We start from the raw sequence: 17706 nt of genomic DNA, 5'->3' as shown, positions 1-17706 counted from the left end.
GTCGAGGTCACGGTGCGCGAACTGTTCGGGTGAACGCGGTCGGGCACCGGACAATGAACGATCTATGCGGGCCAAGGGCTATGTGGCAGCGTCGGTGATCGCCTCCGCGGGGCGCGGGGGCACATCTCCTGGGAGCGCATCACCATGACCGCACCGCATAACCCTGGCTCGTACCCGCCACCGCCCGGTCCCCCGGGCTCCTATCCCCCGCCGCCGCCCGGTCCCCCTGGCGCGTATCCGCCTCCGCCCGGTCAGCCTGGCTTCGGACCGCCGCCGAAGAAGAAGTGGCTCATGCCGGTGCTCATCGGTGTCGCCGTCGTCGTGGTGTTCTGCTGCGGTGGACCGGCCCTGCTCGCCCTGACCGGCGACGACAAGAGCCCCGGCGCGGCCGGCAGCGGCGCTTCCGTCGCCCCTGCTGCTGACGGCGCCGGGCTGGCCTCGACCTCCGCTCCCACCTCGGCCGCCGCACCACCGCCGGTCAAGAGCGAGAAGCCCGCCGACGCGCCGAAGGTCTACCGGATCGGCGACACGGTACGCGGTGGTGACTTCGAATTCACCGCACACAGCATCAAGTGCGGCATCGCCAAGGTCGGCAGTGACTTCCTCAACAAGAAGGCGCAGGGCAGCTTCTGCCGGGTCGTCCTGACCGCGAAGAACGTCACCAAGAAGGCGAAGCTGTTCCACGCCGACGGCACCGTCAGCGCACACGACGGACGCGGCCGGGAGTACGAGGCCGACGGTGAGGCGGCGATCTACGGCAACGAGGACGGCGAGGGCTTCCTCGACGAGATCAACCCGGGGAACGCCGTGAAGGCGAACGTCTACTTCGACGTACCGAAGGGAACGAAGCTGGTGAAGCTGGTGTTCGACGCCGGGCTTTTCACCCTCGCCGAGGACGCGGAGGTCATGCTCTGACCGGCACGCCAGCCTGACCTGGACGACGTCTCCTGTGCCGGAGCAGGTCCAAGGCCCAGTTCCCGGTTGAGAGCTGGGCCTTGGACCGCGACTCGGTTGCCCTCCGGCTAAGAGGCCTCTCCCATCCCGGGCGACAGGCCCTGCCCCGGTTCCGGCCGCCCCGGACCCGACGCGGGGTGCCGCTCTCCCGTCTCCCCCGCGGTGTCCGGGGCGAGATCACGACGCAACGACTCGGCGTCGCGCTTGCGCACCCCGCTCGCCCGGATCGTGTTCACCGCGATGATGGTGAGTTCGTTCGCCACGTTGATGCCGCCGACGCGCAGACCGCTGCGCAACGCCTCCTGGGCCAGACGGAGGGCCGACATCGCGGCCCGCTGGGATCGGGAGGGCCGGTCGGTGGACGGGGACCAGCCCGCAGCGACGGTGCGCGCGGCCTCGGCCAGGCACCGCACGGCCTCGGCGAGCGACGGCGGAACGGGCTCGTCGTCACGGATCGCGCGTTCGAGGTTGAGCGCGACGTCGCGGCTGTGCAGCAGGGACCGGATCATGAGGATGGCGCCGTGCCGCCACCCCTGCAGCGCGCTCTGGTTGTGCCACCGTAGCGGCGAGATGCGGACGACCTCGTCGGCTGCCGACAGCACGGTCTCCACGTCCGAGGTGTCGAGCCGGCGCAGGGTGTCGAGGACCTGACGGGCCAGCTCGGCGTCCCGGGCCAGGGCCGCGTCGGCCAGGCGGTCCAGCCCGGCGGCCATCTGGTTGAGCAGGGGCCGGCCGGCCCGCCGGATCCGGTAGATCGGGTTCAGGGGCAGCACCACGACCGCGACCAGGATGCCGACCGCCCCACCGACGACGCCGTCGAGGAAGCGGGGCAGCGCGATGTCGGTCCGGGCCGGGAACAGCACGGCGATCACCATCGCGCTGCCGCCGACCTGGGTGACGAACGCGCCCTCGTCGCTGAGCAGGACGGCGACGAGGATCGCGGCGGCGACGATGACGCCGATCTGTACGTATCCCTGCCCGACCCAGGAGACCAGCAGGTCGCCCAGCATGATGCCCACCGCCACGCCGGCGACCAGCAGCAGCGTACGGCGGAAGCGCTGGCTCACCGAACTGGCGATGGTGCCGACCGCGACGGCGGGCGCGAACAGCGGTTGCGGGTTGTGGATCAGGTCCTTCGCGACCCACCACGCGACTGCGGCGGCCACCCCGCACTGCACCGCCACGAGCAGGCTCAACCGCACCCGCCGCAGCCGATCCCGCACAGTGTCCCGGCCGGTACGGCGAATCGCCGTCCACGCCGCACCTACCGGGTCGTTCCCGCTGCCGTGGGAAGGACGGAACGGCTCACGCCCCATGAGGCGATCCTAGTAATTTCGCCGCATTTGATCCGCTTTACGCGGCAAACAGCCTCAGTCCCGGTCGGTCAGCCGGCGGCGCAGCGTCAACTCGGTGCCCTCCTCGGTACGGGTCACGTTCATCTCCCCCAGCGCCTGGATCAGCGCCAGCCCGCGTCCCCGGAAGCTCGACCCGCTCGACTCCCGCCAGCGCCCGCTGTCCCGGATGGTCGCGGTGACCGTGCGGTCGGCGATCGTCACCTCGACCTCGATCGTCGGTTCCGCCGGGTCGACCGGGTGTTCGATCGCGTTCGCCGCCGCCTCGGACACCGCCACCGTCAGGTCGAACAGGTCGGTCTCGCCGACCTGGTGGGCGACGAGGAAGTCCTCCAGCCGCTTGCGCAGCACGCTGAGCCGGGTCGGGTCGGCGGGCAGGCGCAGCGCGAACCGGTTCAGTTCGGCCGCCTCCAGCGCGAGCACCGCCACGTCGTCGTGCCGGGACCGCCCGGCCACCCGGGCCATGACGGCGTCGACCAGGTCCGCCACGTGCCCGGCGCGCGTCGACGCGTCCGCCCGCAACTGGCCCAGCCCGGCGTCGATGCCGGCGGAGCGGTCCTCGATCAGGCCGTCGGTGTAGAGCAGGAGCCGGTGGCCCGGGGCGATCTCCCCCTCGGCGGCCGGGTAGACGGCGCCGGGGATCGCGCCGATCGGCGGTCCGAGGGCCCGATCGTGCAGGAACGCCACGTCCTCTCCTCGGATCAGCAGGGGTGAGGGGTGGCCCGCGCTGGCGTACCGGATCCGCCCGGTGCGCGGGGAGAAGCCGAGGCAGACCACTGTGGCGAAGGAGCCGCTGCCGGCGGAGTGGACCAGCCGGTTGAGCCGGGTCAGCGCCTCCCCCGGGTCGTAGCCCTCCAGGACGTACGCCCGCAGCGCGTTGCGGAGCTGGCCCATCGCCGCGGCGGCCCGCACGCCCTTGCCCACCACGTCGCCGATGACGAGCACCAGGTCGTCGTCGGGGGTGGCCATCACGTCGTACCAGTCGCCGCCGACCTCCACGTCGGCGCTGCCTGGCAGATAGCGGCTGGCCACCACCGCGCCGGGCAGCTGCGGCAGCGTACGTGGCAGCAGGCTGTGCTGGAGCGTGGTGGCGATGTGGTGCTCGGCCTCGTAGAGCTGGGCGTTCTCCAGCCGTACGCCGACCAGCCGGGCCAGCTCGGTCAGCGCCGCCTCCTCGGTGCCGCCGCCCTCCCGGCGCCACACCAGCAGCTCGCCGAGCTGCTCGCCGGAGGTGCCGGTGAGCGGCAGCACGACGCTCGGCTCGGCGGGCAGGTCGCCGCCGGCGTCCTCCTCGTGGCGGGCCCCGGTGGCGGTGACCCGGACCCGTCCGGCCTCGGCCAGGCGCAGCGCGTGCCGGGCGGCCACCCGTACCACCTCGGCGGTGGACCGGGCGGTGTTGATCTCCACGGCGGCGTCGGCGAGTGCCCGCAGCCGGCGGATGATCTGCCCGCGCAACTGGCCCAGCTCGACGTTGGCCCGCACCCGGGCCACCAGCTCCTGACTGGAGAACGGCTTGGTCAGGTAGTCGTCCGCGCCGGTGGACAGGCCGGCGACCTCCTCGGCGGCGCCGGCCCGCGCGGAGAGCAGCACGATCGGCACGTGCCGGGTGGCCGGCTCGGCCCGCAACGCGGCGACCAGCCCGAAGCCGTCCAGCCGGGGCATCATCACGTCGGTCAGCACCAGGTCGAACGGGGTCTCGACGGCCAGCCGCAGCGCCTCCACGCCGTCCGGCACGGCCACCACCTCGTACGCCGGGGAGAGGAGCCGGCAGACGTGCTCGCGCAGGTCGGGGTTGTCGTCGGCGAACAGGATGCGGCCGGACCCACCCGGCGAGCCGGACGGCTCCGGCAGGCCGGTGGGACGGGCCACCTCGTCGGTCCAGAGTGCCGTCTCGGCGACGTACAGGCGGGCCTGCTCCGGTTCGCTGAGCGGCACCGGCGACAGCGCGGCCACCCGGTCGGCGGGCAGGTGCGCGTACCCGAACGGCAGTGTCACGGTGAACGTGGTGCCGCGGTCGACGACGCTGCGCGCGGTCACCGTGCCGCCGTGCATCTCGACCAGCTCGCGGACCAGCGCGAGCCCGATGCCGGTGCCCTCGTGGGTACGGGAGCGGGCGCCGGCCACCCGGTGGAACCGCTCGAAGACCTGCGGCAGTTCCTCCGGCGCGATGCCGACGCCGGTGTCGGACACCTCCAGGACGGCGGCGCCGTCGGTCGCGCGGACCCGGACCCGGATCTCGCCGTCGAAGGTGAACTTGACCGCGTTCGACACCAGGTTGAGGACGATCTTCTCCCACATGTCCCGGTCGACGTAGACCGGCGCGGGCAGCGGCGGGCAGTCCACCACCAGGCGCAGCCCGGCCCGCTCGGTGGCCGAGCGGAACGTGCTGGCCAGCCGGGACGTGTGGTCGGACAGGTCGGTGGGCTGGTAGCGGGCGGCCAGGCGGCCGGACTCCAGCCGGGAGAAGTCGAGCACCGTGTTGACCAGCTTGAGCAGGCGCAGCCCGTTGCGGTGCATGACGGTGAGCCGGTCGAGGTAGCGGTCCGGCAGCTCCCGGTCGGCGAGCATCTCCTCCATCGGTCCGAGCACCAGCGTGAGCGGGGTACGGAACTCGTGGCTCACGTTGGCGAAGAAGTTGGTCTTGGCGCGGTCCAGCGCGGCCAGCTCGGCGGCGCGGGCGCGTTCCTGCTCGTACGCCCGCTGCTTGCCCACGGCCCGGGACACCTGCGCGGCGACCAGGTCGACGAAGTCGCGGTAGTCGTCGGTGAACGGCAGCCGGCGCGACACCCCGAGCAGCAGTACGCCGGCCGGCTCGTTCGTGGCCGTCAGCGGCAGCAGGAGCGCCTGGTCGGCGGCGTCCGGCGGCACCGCGCCCGGCAGCTCGGCGGTGGCGATCCAGCGCGGCTCGGTGAACGGCTCGCCGTCGGGCAGGCCGGGCGGCGGACCGGCGACGGTGGCCGGATCCACGCCCGAGCAGCCGCCCGGCACGAGTGTGCCGCGCTCGTCGGCGAACCACAGCGCGCTGAACGGCACGTCGGCGCGGTGGGCGTCGAGCACCCGAGTGACGGCTTGGCCCAATTCGAGCAGGCCCGGCACGTCGCCCAGCTCGTTGCCCAGCTCGGCGAGGGCGCGCAGCCGGCGCTCGCCGAGCACCCGGCCGGTGGTCTCGTTGACGAAGCAGAACAGACCGCCGACGGTGCCGTCGGCGCTGCGGATCGGGTCGTACGAGACGTCGAAGTAGACGTCCTCCAGGAAACCGTGGCGGTCGAGCACGAAGGGGTGGTTCTCGCCCCGGTACGGCACGCCGGTGCGGCGCACGCCGTCCAGCAGCGGGCCGAGCACGTCCCAGGTCTCCGCCCAGTGCCGCCGGGCGGGCTGCCCGATCACGGCCGGGTGCTTGTCGCCGATGGTCGGCCGGTAGGCGTCGTTGTAGAAGGCCAGGTGCTCCTCGCCCCAGAAGACGACCATCTGGGCGCGGGACGACAGCATGGTGCTCACGGCGTGGCACAGCGCCGCGGGCCAGCGGTCCGGGCTGCCGAGGGCGGTGGTGGACCAGTCGAAGCCGCGCAGCCGGCCGCCCATCTCACCGCCGGCGGCGAACGCCGCGGCGAGCAGCGGCGGTAGTGACGCCTCGCCGGCCGCGGGGGACGAACGACCGTCCTCCCCGCCCCCGTGGGCCGAGCTCATGTAGCCTCCCGCTCCGGCCATGATCGTGACGGCCGGCGATGCTCCGCCGACCGTCCCCGCCTACTACCCCGACGGAGGAGCAACGTAACGCACCCGCACCGTTCGACGCTGGTTACCTCGGCCTCATCCTGGCGTAACCGACGGCCCGGTGCGACTCGGGCGGTCACCGCCCCGGCGACGGGACCGCCGATCCGCCCGTCCCCACCTACGAAACGCGGGTGTGTGATCTGGCCGACACGGCGGCCCGGACCAGCGCGACCACCGGCCGCGGATCCGGTTCGTTCTCCGGATGCCACTGCACCCCGAGCACGAAGCGCCGCGCCGGATCCTCCACCGCCTCGATCACCCCGTCGCCGGCCCAGCCGGTGACCGCCAGGCCGCCGGGGTCGGCCACCGCCTGATGGTGGTACGAGTTGACCCGGTCCACGCCGGCCATCACCCGCCCGGCCAGGCTGTCCTCGGCGAAGCGCACCGGATGCGACCCGTAGACGCCCGGCGCGGGACGGTGCCCGTCGTGCCCGACCACGTCCGGCAGGTGCTGGTGCAGCAGACCGCCGTACGCCACGGCGAGCAACTGCATGCCCCGGCACACGCCCAGCACGGGCAGGTCGGCGGCGAGCGCGGCGGTCAGCAACGTCGTCTCCCCGGCGTCGCGCTCCGGCCGGCTCTCGGTGCGCGGGTCCGGCGGCTCGCCGTACCGCTCCGGGCCGACGTCCGCGCCGCCGGCCAGCAGCAGCCCGTCCAGCAGCCCCAGCACGTCCGCGTCGAGATCGTCAGGGGGCAGCACCACGGCCCGGCCGCCGGCAGCGGTGACCGCCCGGACGTACGCGTGCGGCACGAGCGTCGCCGGTACGTCCCGCCACACCGCCCAGCCGGCCGGCTCGACGTACGCGGTGATGCCGATGACCGGCCTTCTCGCGCTCACAGTGCGCGCTCTCACAGGGGTGTGACGTAGGCGCCGGTGATGCCGCCGTCGACGACGAACTGCGCGGCGGTCATGAACGACGCGTCGTCGCTGGCGAGGAACGCCACGGCTGCGGCGATCTCGGTCGGATCGCCGAACCGGCCCATCGGCACGTGCACCAGCCGCCGGGCGGCCCGCTCCGGGTCCTTGGCGAACAGCTCCAGCAGCAGCGGCGTGGCCACCGGCCCGGGGCACAGCGCGTTGACCCGGATGCCCTCGCGGGCGAACTGCACGCCCAGCTCCCGGGTCATCGCCAGCACCCCGCCCTTGCTCGCCGTGTACGCGATCTGCGACGTGGCCGCGCCCATCAGCGCCACGAACGAGGCGGTGTTGATGATCGAGCCCTTGCCCTGCCGGCGCATGTGCGGGATGACGTACTTGCAGCACAGGTAGACGCTCGTGGTGTTGACCCGCAGCACCCGCTCCCATGCGTCCAGGCCGGTCTCCAGGATCGAGTCGTCGTCCGGCGGCGAGATGCCGGCGTTGTGGAACGACACGTCCACCCGGCCGTGCCGCTCCACCACCCCGTCGAACAGGTCGCGGACCGCCGTCTCGTCGGCCACGTCGGCGGCCACGAACTCGCCGCCCACCTCCTGCGCGGCCCGGGTGCCGGCGTCGGCGTCGATGTCCACGCACACCACCCGGGCGCCCTCGGCGGCGAAACGCCGTACGGTGGCCAGCCCGATGCCGCTGCCCGCGCCGGTCACCACCGCCACCCGGTCGGAAAGCCGTCCCTGCACTGTGATCACTCCTCGGTGCCGATGAACACGTTCTTGACGTCGGTGAAGGCGTGCAGCGCGTCCGGACCCAGCTCCCGGCCGAGGCCGGAGCGCTTCATCCCGCCGAACGGGGTCCAGTAGCGCACCGAGGAGTGCGAGTTGACGCTGAGGTTGCCCGACTCGACCGCGCGGGCCACCCGCACCGCCCGCCCGACGTCCCGGGTCCAGATCGAGCCGGAGAGCCCGTACTCGGTGTCGTTGGCGAGCCGGATCGCGTCCGCCTCGTCGTCGAACGGCAGCACCGAGACGACCGGGCCGAATATCTCCTCCCGCCAGTGCCGGTCGGCCGGGGAGCCGGCGAGCAGCACCGTCGGGGCGTGCCAGAAGCCGGGGCCGTCGGGGCACGAGCCGGTGAAGGCCACGTCCGCCCCGTCGACGTACCCGGCGACCCGGTCCCGGTGCGCGGCGGAGATCAGCGGGCCCATCTCGGCCGTGTCCCGGGACGGGTCCTCCACCCGCACCGCCCGTACGGCTGGTTCGAGCAGTTCCAGGAACCTGTCGTACGCCTGGCGCTGGACCAGGATCCGGGAGCGGGCGCAGCAGTCCTGGCCGGCGTTGTCGAAGACCGCGTACGGCGCGGTGGCCGCCGCCTTCTCCAGGTCCGCGTCGGCGAAGACGATGTTCGCCGACTTGCCGCCCAGCTCCAGCGTCACCCGCTTCACCTGGGCGGCGCAGCCGGCCATGATCCGGGTACCGACCTCGGTCGAGCCGGTGAAGCAGATCTTGCGGACCGCCGGGTGGGTGACGAACCGTTCGCCGACCACGCTGCCCCGGCCGGGCAGCACTGTGAACACGCCCTCGGGCAGGCCGGCGTCGCGGGCCAGCTCGGCCAGGCGCAGCGCGGTGAGCGGGGTCAGCTCGGCCGGTTTCAGCACCACCGTGTTGCCGGCGGCGAGCGCCGGGGCGAATCCCCAGCCGGCGATCGGCATCGGGAAGTTCCACGGCACGATCACGCCGACCACGCCCAACGGCTCGTGGAACGTGACGTCGAGCCCACCGGGCACCGGGATCTGGTGCCCGGTCAGCCGCTCCGGCGCGCCCGCGTAGTAGTCGAGCACGTCGCGGACGTTGCCCGCCTCCCAGCGCGCGTTGCCGATGGTGTGCCCGGCGTTGCGCACCTCAAGGAGCGCCAGTTCCTCCAGGTGCGCGTCGACCTGTGCGGCGAACCGCCGCAGCAGCCGCCCCCGATCCCCGGGCGCCACCCGACGCCACCCCTCGAACGCGGCGGAAGCCCGCGCGACGGCCGCGTCCACGTCGTCAACGGAGCACCCCGGAACGACCCCGATACCGGCCCCGTCGACGGGCGAAATCACCTCACCCACGCGCGTCCCCCTCCCCCTCGCCCCCGCGATCTTGCACTTGCCGCCCCGGCAAAAGTCGCATGACACCCGCACCCGGGGCCGCAAGTGCAAGATCGGCGCGGAGACTGGGGGCGGACACCTCAGAGGCGTTCGAAGCCACGGGTCAGTTCCCAGTCCGTCACGGCGGCGTCGAAGGCGGTCAGCTCGACCTTCGCCTGGTTGGCGTAGTGGTCGGCCACCTCGTCGCCGAACGCCTCCCGGGCCACTGTCGAACGCTGCCACAGGTCCAGCGCGTCGCGCAGCGTGGTCGGCACCCGCTCGGCGTCCGGGTCGTCGTACGCGTTGCCGGTGCACTCGTCGGCCAGCTCCAGCTCGTTCTCGATGCCGTGCACCGCGCCGGCCACCAGCGCGGCGATCGCCAGGTACGGGTTCACGTCGGCCCCCGGCACCCGGTTCTCCACCCGCATCCCCTGCCCGTGCCCGACCAGCCGCAGCGCACAGGTGCGGTTGTCGGTGCCCCAGCGCAACGCGGTCGGCGCGAACGAGCCGGGCTGGTAACGCTTGTAGGAGTTGATGTTCGGCGCGAAGAACAGGCTGAACTCGCGCATGGTGGCCAGCAGCCCGGCCAGCACCCGCTGCCCGGTGACGCTCAGGTGCGCCGGCCCGTCGCCCAGCATGGCCGAGGAGCCGGACGCGTCGCGCAGCGAGAAGTGGATGTGGCAGGAGTTGCCCTCCCGCTCGTTCGGCTTGGCCATGAACGTGATCGACATGCCCTCCTGGGCGGCGATCTCCTTCGCGCCGTTCTTGTAGATGACGTGGTGGTCGGCGCAGCGCACCGCCTCGTCGTACCGGAACGCGATCTCGTGCTGGCCGAGGTTGCACTCGCCCTTCGCGCTCTCCGGGGTCAGCCCGGCGCCGGCCATCTCGGTGCGGATGCGGCGCAGCAGCGGCTCGACCCGGGCGGTGCCCAGCAGCGAGTAGTCCACGTTGTACTGGTTGGCCGGGGTCAGGTCGCGGTAGCCACGCTGCCACGCCTCCTCGTACGAGTCGCGGTAGAGCACGAACTCCAGCTCGGTGCCCGCGTACGCGGTGAGCCCGTGCGCGGCCAGCCGGTCGAGCTGGCGGCGCAGGATCTGCCGGGGCGAGGCGACCACCGGGCCGGAGCCGTCCAGCCACTCCAGGTCGGCGAGCAGCAGCACGGACCCGGGCTGCCAGGGCGTCCGGCGCAGCGTCTCCAGGTCGGGGCGCATGGCGAAGTCGCCGTAGCCGCGTTCCCAGCTCGACATCGCGTACCCGTCGACGGTGTTCATGTCGACGTCCACGGCGAGCAGGTAGTTGCAGCCCTCGCTGCCGTTCGCGACCACCTGGTCGAGGAAGTAGGGCGCGTGGAACCGCTTGCCCTGCAGGCGCCCCTGCATGTCGGTGAGGCCGAGCACCACCGTGTCGATCTCACCCTCGGCGACGGCGACCCGCAACTGTTCCAGCGAGAGCGGCGTTGGTTTCATCAGGGGCCTCCATCACCAAGGTCTACTGGCAAACCGGATCACCGTCAATGCCCCGGCGGGGCCGGGTGCGAAACCGAGGAGAGCGCATGCGCCGTCGTACCGTCGCGGTCGTGGCCGGCGACGACCGCATCCTCCGCTTCCCGCCCGCCCACCGCCGCGCCACGAGCTGACCCTGGGGTACGCGGACAGCCCACCCGGCGTCAGCCACGAACCCGCGCCCAGTCCAGGAAACGGCGGTGCAGGTCCGGCGCGTGGTCGGGATTCAACTGGGCGAGTTGTTCCCGCGCCTCGGCCATCAGCCCGCCGAGATGGAGCAGCAGCGCGGTGCGGTCCTCCCGGTACTCGACGAGTAGCGACAGCCGGGCCGGCTGGCAGGGCCACTCCGCGCCGCAGTTGCGGCACCGCCAGAGCGGACGCATAGGCAGGTGCGGAACCACGCGACGGCCCATCACCGCAGCCTTCGAGCGATTGCACGCGCCTCGTCGTCGCTGAGCGGAAGGAACCAGAAGAACCGCCTGACGATCTCGGGCGGTTCGGGCCCCTCGACTCGGCCACGCAGATCCCGGATCGCGCCGCGCACGAGGAACGCCATCATCCGGATGAGCGCTGCCGGATCGAGCTGATCGCGCGGAATGCGACGCAGAGTGGGACACGGCCACGGCTCCTGACAGCGCTCGCATTTCCAGTCCGGCTGGTACCCGATGTGCCCGATGGCGCTGAGGACACCGACCAGAGCCGTCACCAACGGCCCCCGTTCGCCCGCCACTCCTGCGCCCGTGTCAGACGACCGGGGCTGCCCGGGCGAACCGTGGGAAACACCCGGGTCGGCTCGCGCATCCACGCCGGCAGGTTGCTGCCGGGGTCGCGCTTCGGCAGGGTGGGCAGCTCCCGGGTACGGCACCGGAACCATCGGACACGCACATCGGCCTCCTCGTTGTATGGAGGGGGCCGCCCGGCATCGTCGGGACCGGGCGGCCCCGGGCTGGAATCCGCCCGTGCTCGCCTGCGACGAGCGGATCCGCATGCGTGACAGTCTGGTGAGGACACCGCTACGGTCGGAAGGCATCGAGCCTGGTCACGGCGCACGAGTGAAGCACCGGGCCGGCCGGCAGATGTCGAATGAAGTTCACGCACGGACTGTGGAGGAACTGTGGAGGAACCGACAGCCGATCTCATCCGATCGCAGCTCCGCCGCCTACGGAACGTTGCCGGTCTCAATCAGGAGGAATTCGGCCGGTTGGTCCACTACTCGCCGTCAATGGTGTCCGCCGTCGAAACCGGCAGCCGTCCGTACGACCGGCTCTTCTTGGCTCGTGCCGACGAGGTGCTGAACTCCGGCGGCCTGCTGGTGTCCCTGCTCAAGATGGCCGAACGCGAGGGCTTGCCGTCCTGGCTCCGACCATGGCTCGATGCCGAACGCAACGCTCGACAGCTCCGGTGCTTCCACCCGACTCTCGTTCCAGCCCTGCTTCAGACGGAGAACTACGCCCGAGCGGTGATTCGCTGTGACGACCTACTCAGCGATGCCGACGTGGAGAGCCGCGTGGCAGCCCGCATGGATCGCCAGGAAGTCCTGCGGCAGCCGTCTCCGCCCCAGCTCGTCGCTGTACTCGACGAGGGAATGCTGCACCGCCGCGAAGAGAGCTTCCGTGGGCTGATGGCTCAGCAGATCGAGCACCTGGTCGTCTGTGCCGAGCGCCCGCACATCAGTATTCACGTGCTTCCACTACAGGTCGGGTTGCACATCGGCTTGTCCGGTCCGTTCACTCTGGCGAGAGGCGCGGAGGGCGGTTGGGTCGCCAGCATGGAATGCCAGCTCACCACGAGCGTGATCGACGGTGACGCCGACGTGGCTACGCTTCTGTCGAGATGGGAGATGATCCGGAGTGAAGCTTTGCCCCGCCGGCAGTCTCTCGAGCTTCTGAAAGAGGTGGAGACGTCATGGATGTGAGCGGCGCGACCTGGCGAAAGGCGACCCGGAGTGGCAACACCGACTGCGTCGAGGTGGCTGACAACCTGACGGAAGTGGTGCTGGTACGCGACTCCAAGGACCGGGACGGCGGGACGCTCCACGTCACCCCGACATCGTGGCGGTCGTTCGTCACACTGGCCAAGCAGATGGGGCCTGCGACCTGACCGACAAAGCCATCGCCAAGATCTCCGGACAGCCCAGCGCTCACATCGGCTGGACCCAGGCGGCTCGCCACTGCGGGGACGGGTCCTGGCCGAGGCTGGTCCAGTACTCCCGGCCCTCGACGATCCGCCCGTCGCGCACGGTCCAGAACGACGCGACCCGGTGCACGCCCATCCCCTCGTGCGGCACCTCCACCTCGGACACCACCGTCTCCCCGGACGCCACCACCCGCAGTACCCGGATCGACCAGCCCTCCGGGTACTCGGCGTTGATCTTCACGTAATTGTCGCGGCCCACGATCCGCTCGGCGCTGGCCGGCCACTCCACCACCACGTCGTCGGCCAGCAGCTCGCCGACACCGGTCCAGTCGCGGGCCTGCATGCGATCCCACAGCGCGCGTACCACCGCTTCCGCATTCATAGGCCGGATCATGGCAGGCCCCACCGACAGCTACGACGGCTCGGCGGGCTCCGGCTCCGGATCCGCCTGGTCGACGGTACGGCGCGGGCCGGTGAACCACTTGCGGGCCGAGGCGTACCACCAGATGGCGACGCCGAGCAGCACGCCACCGATCGCGATCGGCGCGTAGTTCACCGCCGTCCAGCTGAAGTCGGGATTGCCGGGCACACCGGCCGGGACGATGGGCAGCACGAAGTAGACCGAGATGACGGCGATCTCGACCACCGCGATCCAGCCGAGCAGCTTGTAGCGCCGGCCCAGGGTCCACGGGCCCGGAGTGAACCGGTCGCCCATCCGCAGCCGCAGGAAGATCGGGATGATGAAGGACAGGTACAGCCCGATCACCGCGACCGAGACCACCGCGTAGAACGCGACCGGGATGCCGCCGCGCTGGTAGAGCGCGGGCAGCGTGAGCACCAGCCCGGCCAGCGTCGCGCCGATGATGGCGTTCACCGGCGTGCCGTTGCGGTTGACTGTCGACCAGAGCCGCCAGCCGGGCACCGCCCGGTCGCGGCTGAACGCGTACGCCATCCGCGACATCGACGTCACGCAGCTCATGCCGCAGAAGAACTGCCCGATGGTGGAGATGATGATGACGGCCTTGAAGAAGAACGGCGTCAGCGCTGACTCGAAGATCGCCCCGGAGAAGCCGCCCGCCTCGTTTATCGCGTCCACGTCGGTGGCGGCGAACAGGAACGCCAGCAGCAGGATCCAGCCGCCCACCGCGGAGTAGAAGATCGACCGCCACAGCCCCTGCGCGGCGGCCTTCGACGCGCCGCGCGTCTCCTCCGAGACGTGCGCGCAGGCGTCGAAGCCGGTGATCGTGTACTGCGTGAGCAGGAAGCCCAGCGGCAGCACGTAGAACCAGAACGCCAGCCCGCCGGTGTCGCCGTCGCCGAAGCCGGAGTTGTTGAACCGCTCGGTGAAGACGAACTGGAAGCTCTGGTGCTTGTCCGGGACCAGGACCAGGATCAGCACCACGGCGGCCGCGCCGGCCACGTGCCACCAGACCGAGACGTTCTGGAGTACGTCGATGATGTGGTGACCGTAGATGTTGATCAGCCCGTGCAGCGCGAGGATCACCACGAACAGCCCGAACGTCTGGTGCCCGGTCCCGGCCCAGCCGTCGAACAGCGCCGACAGCGTCAGGTTGAGGAAGGTGGCGCAGCCGTAGTCGACCGACGCGGTCACCGCGACCAGCCCGATCAGGTTGAGCCAGCCGGTGAACCAGCCGTGCACCGGCCGGCCCATGGTCGCCGCCCACCAGTAGATGCCGCCCGCCGTCGGGTACGCCGACACCAGCTCGGCGAGGCAGAACCCGATGATCAGGATGAACAGCGAGATCAGCGGCCAGCCCCAGGAGATCGCCACCGGGCCGCCGTTGTTCCACGCCTGGCCGAACGTGGTGAAGCAGCCGGCCAGGATCGAGATGATGGAGAACGAGATCGCGAAGTTGGAGAAGCCGCTCCACTTGCGGCGCAGCTCCTGCTTGTAGCCGAGTTCGGCGAGTCGTCGGGCGTCGTCGTCCATCGGCTGCTCGGCGGTCGGCGCGGGCGTCGTGGCCACTGCACACCTCCTCGAGGCGATCCTCGTGCGAGTGCTCGCAGTGTGCTCCCAGCCGATCAAGCCGGTCAATACGTACCCCGGTAATTGCGTTGTGGCCGGATCCCGCCGCGGGCATCATTGTGGGCGTGACCAGGCCCGACCCGACGGGCCGGCACCGGGCGCTCGGCAACGCCCGGTCCGCGGCGGCGCGCGGCGTCCACCTCTCTCTCACTGATGTACGGCGATCGGCCGTACCCTCCGGACGCCCCGCGCCGCCGCACCTCTAGACGAACAGCAGCCCCGCGACCCACAGCGCGGCGATCATCAGGCCGGCGGTGAACTCCAGGACCATCGACAGGCCGGCCGCCTTCAGCGCCTGCACGGTGGCCGGCCAGGCGAGGCGGGTGTCGCCGAGCCGCAGCCGCTCGGCGCCGAAGATCCCGCCGACGAAGCCGATCGGCAACCCGACCACCGGGATGACGAAGAACCCGACCACGCCGAGCAGCCCGCCGGCCAGCAGCGACATGGTGGGCACCCCGGTCCGCTTCAGATTCCGCCCCGGCCAGAGGTACTTCAGCACGGTGCCGCCGGCGGCGATCACTGTGGCGGCGGCGAGCACCGCCCAGCGGCCCGGCCCGGCGTCGCCGAACAGCGTCCACACCAGCACGCCGCCCCAGCACAGCGGCAGTGCCGGCAGCCCCGGCACGATCACCCCGGCCAGCCCGGCGACGATCGCCAGCGCGGCGACCACTGACACCACGGCCTGCGAATCGGTGAGGCTCACCGGATCTCCCTTCCTCGCCTGCCGCGTGCGCGGAAGGTGTTAAGCGGGGCCCCCTGCTATACCGGAGGCGTTAATAGGGGGCCCTTCCTTACCCGCCCAGGCGGGCACGGATGCCGTCGGCGGGCATGGGGGCGCCGAACAGCCGGCCCTGCCCGGTGTCGCAGCGCAGCGCCCGCAGCCGTTCCGCCTGCACCTCGGTCTCCACCGCCTCGGCCGTCACCGACAGCTCCAGCGCGTGCGCCAGCCGGACCAGCGCGTCCACGATCCGCTCGTCCCGGTGGTCGGCGACCTCGTCCCCGCCGTCACCCCTTATCCCCTCGACGAACGGGCCGGCCAGCTTCACGCAGTGGATCGGCAGCCGCCGCAGGTACGCCAGGTTCGAGTAGCCGGTGCCGAAGTCGTCGATGGCCAGCCGCAACCCGAGGTCGGCGAGCTGGTGCAGCGTCCGCAGCGGCTCCCCGGCGCTGCCCATGACGGCGCTCTCGGTCAGCTCCAGCTGCAACAGCTCGGCCGGCAGGCCGGTGTGCTGCAACGCCTCGGCCACCGTCTCCACGATCGCCGCGTCGTCGGCCTGCCGGGCGGCGAGGTTGACGCTGACCACAGGCGTCGTGTCCGGGTACGCGCGCCGCCACGACTCGGCGTCGCGGCACGCCTGACGCAGCACCCAGGCGCCGAGCCGGACGATCAGACCGGTCTCCTCGGCCAGCCCGATGAAGCGATCCGGCCCGATCAGCCCCAGCTCCGGGTGCTGCCAGCGCACCAGCGCCTCGACCGCCACCATCGTGCCGTCCAGCAACGACACGATCGGCTGGTAGTGCAGCACGAACTCGCCCCGGTCCAGCGCGGCGGGCAGGTTGGCGGCCAGCGCGGAGCGGGCGATGTCGGCGGCGCTGCGCTCCGGGTCGTACACCGCCCACCTGCCCCGGCCCTCCGCCTTGGCCCAGTAGAGCGTGGTGTCGGCGGCCTTCATCAGCTCGCCGGAGCTGGTCTCGGCCGCCGGGCAGTCCACGATGCCGATGCTCGCCGACACGGCGAGCTGCTGGTCGCCGACGTGCACCGGCGCGGAGACGGCGGCCAGGGCCAGCTCGGCGACCTCCACCGCGTCGTCGATGCCGCCGTCGGAGTCGACAAGGATGACGAACTCGTCACCGCCCATCCGGGCCACCAGGTGGCCGCGCCCGGCCACGCAGTCGCTGAGCCGGCGGGCGATCACCTTGAGCAGCCGGTCGCCCAGGTCGTGGCCGAGGCTGTCGTTCACCGCCTTGAAGCCGTCCAGGTCGATGAAGCAGAGCCCGACGCGCTGGTCCGGGCCCGCGCCGTCGAAGACCCGGCCCAGCTCCTCGAAGAACAGCGTCCGGTTGGGCAGGCCGGTCAGCGGGTCGTGCAGCGCCTGGAAGCGCAGCCGCTGCTGCAACTCGTACCGCTCGGTGATGTCCTCCACCATGGCGACGGTGAACCGGGGCCGGCCGTCGTCGTGCCGGATGAGCGAGACCGCGAGGTCGGTCCAGACCACGCTGCCGTCCTTGCGGTAGTAGCGCTTCTCCACCCGGGCGCTGTCCCGCTTGCCCTCGATCAGCTCCTGGTAGACCTCCCACATCCCGGCCGCGTCGTCGGCGTGGAACAACGCCGACACGTTCATCCGCCGCATGTCCGCGACGGTGTAGCCGAGCATGTCCGCGAAGGACTGGTTGACCTCGATGATCTGCCCGTCGACCCCGGCGATGCCGATGCCGATGACAGCGCCGGTGAAGACGGCCCGGAAGCGCGCCTCGCTGTCCCGCAGCGCCTGCTCGACGGTGTCCCGGGCCTGCCAGGCGGAACGGGCGATCCGCTCCTGCTGGCTGAACACCCGGTCGCGCAACGCGCGGGCGAACCCGGCGGCGAACGCGCCCTGGAGCAACGCGACCCGCTCGCGCAGCTCGGGCGACTCCGTGCGGGACGGCAGCACCCAGGGCAGGAACCGGTCACCGAACGCCTGCACCGACCAGTCGAGCACGCCCGGCTCGGTGAGATGCGCCTCGACCAGGGCACGCCCCACCTCCTCCGCCGGGAAGGCGGAGAAGGTGGGGGCGAGCAGGGCCTCGCCGAGCCGCTCGGTGAGCGGCACCAGCAGGCGCTCGGTCTCGGCCGCGCTCAGCGGCACGAACCCGATGCGGCGCACCGCGCGAGCCCACTCGGCTGCGTACGCGGCGGCGCCGGGCCGGCTGACGTCTCCCCCGTCGCTGTCCGGGGCGCGCACGGG

Annotated in this window: 15 protein-coding genes; 3 read left to right on the top strand and 12 right to left on the bottom strand. The window is 71.8% G+C overall.

The window, feature by feature from the left end; all coding sequences use genetic code 11:
* The first annotated feature begins 291 nt into the window (after nucleotides 1-291).
* Nucleotides 292-915 carry a DUF4352 domain-containing protein gene (locus AB0D28_RS05230; RefSeq protein WP_357382429.1) on the top strand — a complete coding sequence of 208 codons (624 nt, stop codon included), beginning with the start codon at nucleotides 292-294 and terminating at the stop codon, nucleotides 913-915.
* A 107-nt stretch (nucleotides 916-1022) separates the two neighbouring features.
* On the opposite strand, the gene AB0D28_RS05225 is transcribed toward AB0D28_RS05230, so the two are convergent.
* From AB0D28_RS05225 to AB0D28_RS05190, 8 genes are all read right to left on the bottom strand, one after another.
* Nucleotides 1023-2270 carry an FUSC family protein gene (locus AB0D28_RS05225; protein ID WP_357382427.1) on the bottom strand — a complete coding sequence of 416 codons (1248 nt, stop codon included), beginning with the start codon at nucleotides 2268-2270 and terminating at the stop codon, nucleotides 1023-1025.
* A 54-nt stretch (nucleotides 2271-2324) separates the two neighbouring features.
* Complete coding sequence (locus AB0D28_RS05220) at nucleotides 2325-5993, bottom strand: SpoIIE family protein phosphatase (RefSeq protein ID WP_357382425.1); 3669 nt, start codon at nucleotides 5991-5993, stop codon at nucleotides 2325-2327.
* 205 nt (nucleotides 5994-6198) lie between these two features.
* Nucleotides 6199-6918, bottom strand: coding sequence for a gamma-glutamyl-gamma-aminobutyrate hydrolase family protein (locus AB0D28_RS05215; RefSeq protein ID WP_357382423.1), 720 nt, complete (start codon nucleotides 6916-6918; stop codon nucleotides 6199-6201).
* 11 nt (nucleotides 6919-6929) lie between these two features.
* The gene (locus tag AB0D28_RS05210; RefSeq protein WP_357382421.1) at nucleotides 6930-7697 is read right to left on the bottom strand and encodes a 3-oxoacyl-ACP reductase; all 768 of its coding nucleotides are present in this window, start codon (nucleotides 7695-7697) and stop codon (nucleotides 6930-6932) included.
* Between the two features lie 5 nt (nucleotides 7698-7702).
* Nucleotides 7703-9058, bottom strand: coding sequence for an aldehyde dehydrogenase family protein (locus AB0D28_RS05205; protein ID WP_357382419.1), 1356 nt, complete (start codon nucleotides 9056-9058; stop codon nucleotides 7703-7705).
* A gap of 119 nt (nucleotides 9059-9177) precedes the next feature.
* Nucleotides 9178-10542: a glutamine synthetase family protein gene (locus AB0D28_RS05200; protein WP_357382416.1), complete on the bottom strand. Its 1365-nt coding sequence runs from the start codon at nucleotides 10540-10542 to the stop codon at nucleotides 9178-9180.
* A gap of 200 nt (nucleotides 10543-10742) precedes the next feature.
* Complete coding sequence (locus AB0D28_RS05195) at nucleotides 10743-10991, bottom strand: flavin reductase (protein WP_357382414.1); 249 nt, start codon at nucleotides 10989-10991, stop codon at nucleotides 10743-10745.
* A complete protein-coding gene (locus AB0D28_RS05190) occupies nucleotides 10991-11284 on the bottom strand; it encodes a hypothetical protein (RefSeq protein WP_225980672.1) in 294 nt (97 codons plus the stop codon). Before AB0D28_RS05190 ends, AB0D28_RS05195 begins: the two co-directional genes overlap by 1 nt.
* A gap of 408 nt (nucleotides 11285-11692) precedes the next feature.
* Here AB0D28_RS05190 and AB0D28_RS05185 point away from each other — a divergent pair, with 408 nt between their 5' ends.
* Nucleotides 11693-12493 carry a helix-turn-helix transcriptional regulator gene (locus AB0D28_RS05185; protein WP_357382412.1) on the top strand — a complete coding sequence of 267 codons (801 nt, stop codon included), beginning with the start codon at nucleotides 11693-11695 and terminating at the stop codon, nucleotides 12491-12493.
* On the top strand, nucleotides 12484-12678 hold the full coding sequence (locus tag AB0D28_RS05180) for a DUF397 domain-containing protein (RefSeq protein WP_357382410.1): 195 nt from the start codon (nucleotides 12484-12486) through the stop codon (nucleotides 12676-12678). Before AB0D28_RS05185 ends, AB0D28_RS05180 begins: the two co-directional genes overlap by 10 nt.
* Before the next feature lie 40 nt (nucleotides 12679-12718).
* Here AB0D28_RS05180 and AB0D28_RS05175 read toward each other — a convergent pair whose 3' ends face one another.
* The 4 genes from AB0D28_RS05175 to AB0D28_RS05160 form a co-directional block, all read right to left on the bottom strand.
* Entirely contained in the window at nucleotides 12719-13096 is a 378-nt protein-coding gene (locus AB0D28_RS05175; RefSeq protein WP_357382407.1) for a nuclear transport factor 2 family protein, read from the bottom strand.
* Nucleotides 13097-13126: 30 nt separating this feature from the next.
* Nucleotides 13127-14701, bottom strand: coding sequence for an amino acid permease (locus tag AB0D28_RS05170; protein ID WP_357382405.1), 1575 nt, complete (start codon nucleotides 14699-14701; stop codon nucleotides 13127-13129).
* A gap of 262 nt (nucleotides 14702-14963) precedes the next feature.
* Nucleotides 14964-15464, bottom strand: a complete 501-nt coding sequence (locus tag AB0D28_RS05165; RefSeq protein ID WP_357382403.1) for a DUF456 domain-containing protein — start codon at nucleotides 15462-15464, stop codon at nucleotides 14964-14966.
* A gap of 88 nt (nucleotides 15465-15552) precedes the next feature.
* Entirely contained in the window at nucleotides 15553-17703 is a 2151-nt protein-coding gene (locus tag AB0D28_RS05160; RefSeq protein ID WP_357382401.1) for an EAL domain-containing protein, read from the bottom strand.
* Between the last annotated feature and the right edge of the window lie 3 nt (nucleotides 17704-17706).

It is taken from the genome of Micromonospora sp. NPDC048169, from assembly GCF_040652815.1.
Taxonomy (GTDB): domain Bacteria; phylum Actinomycetota; class Actinomycetes; order Mycobacteriales; family Micromonosporaceae; genus Micromonospora.
Note: the sequence above shows the minus strand (reverse complement) of the source record. Positions and strands in the feature narration are given on the sequence as shown.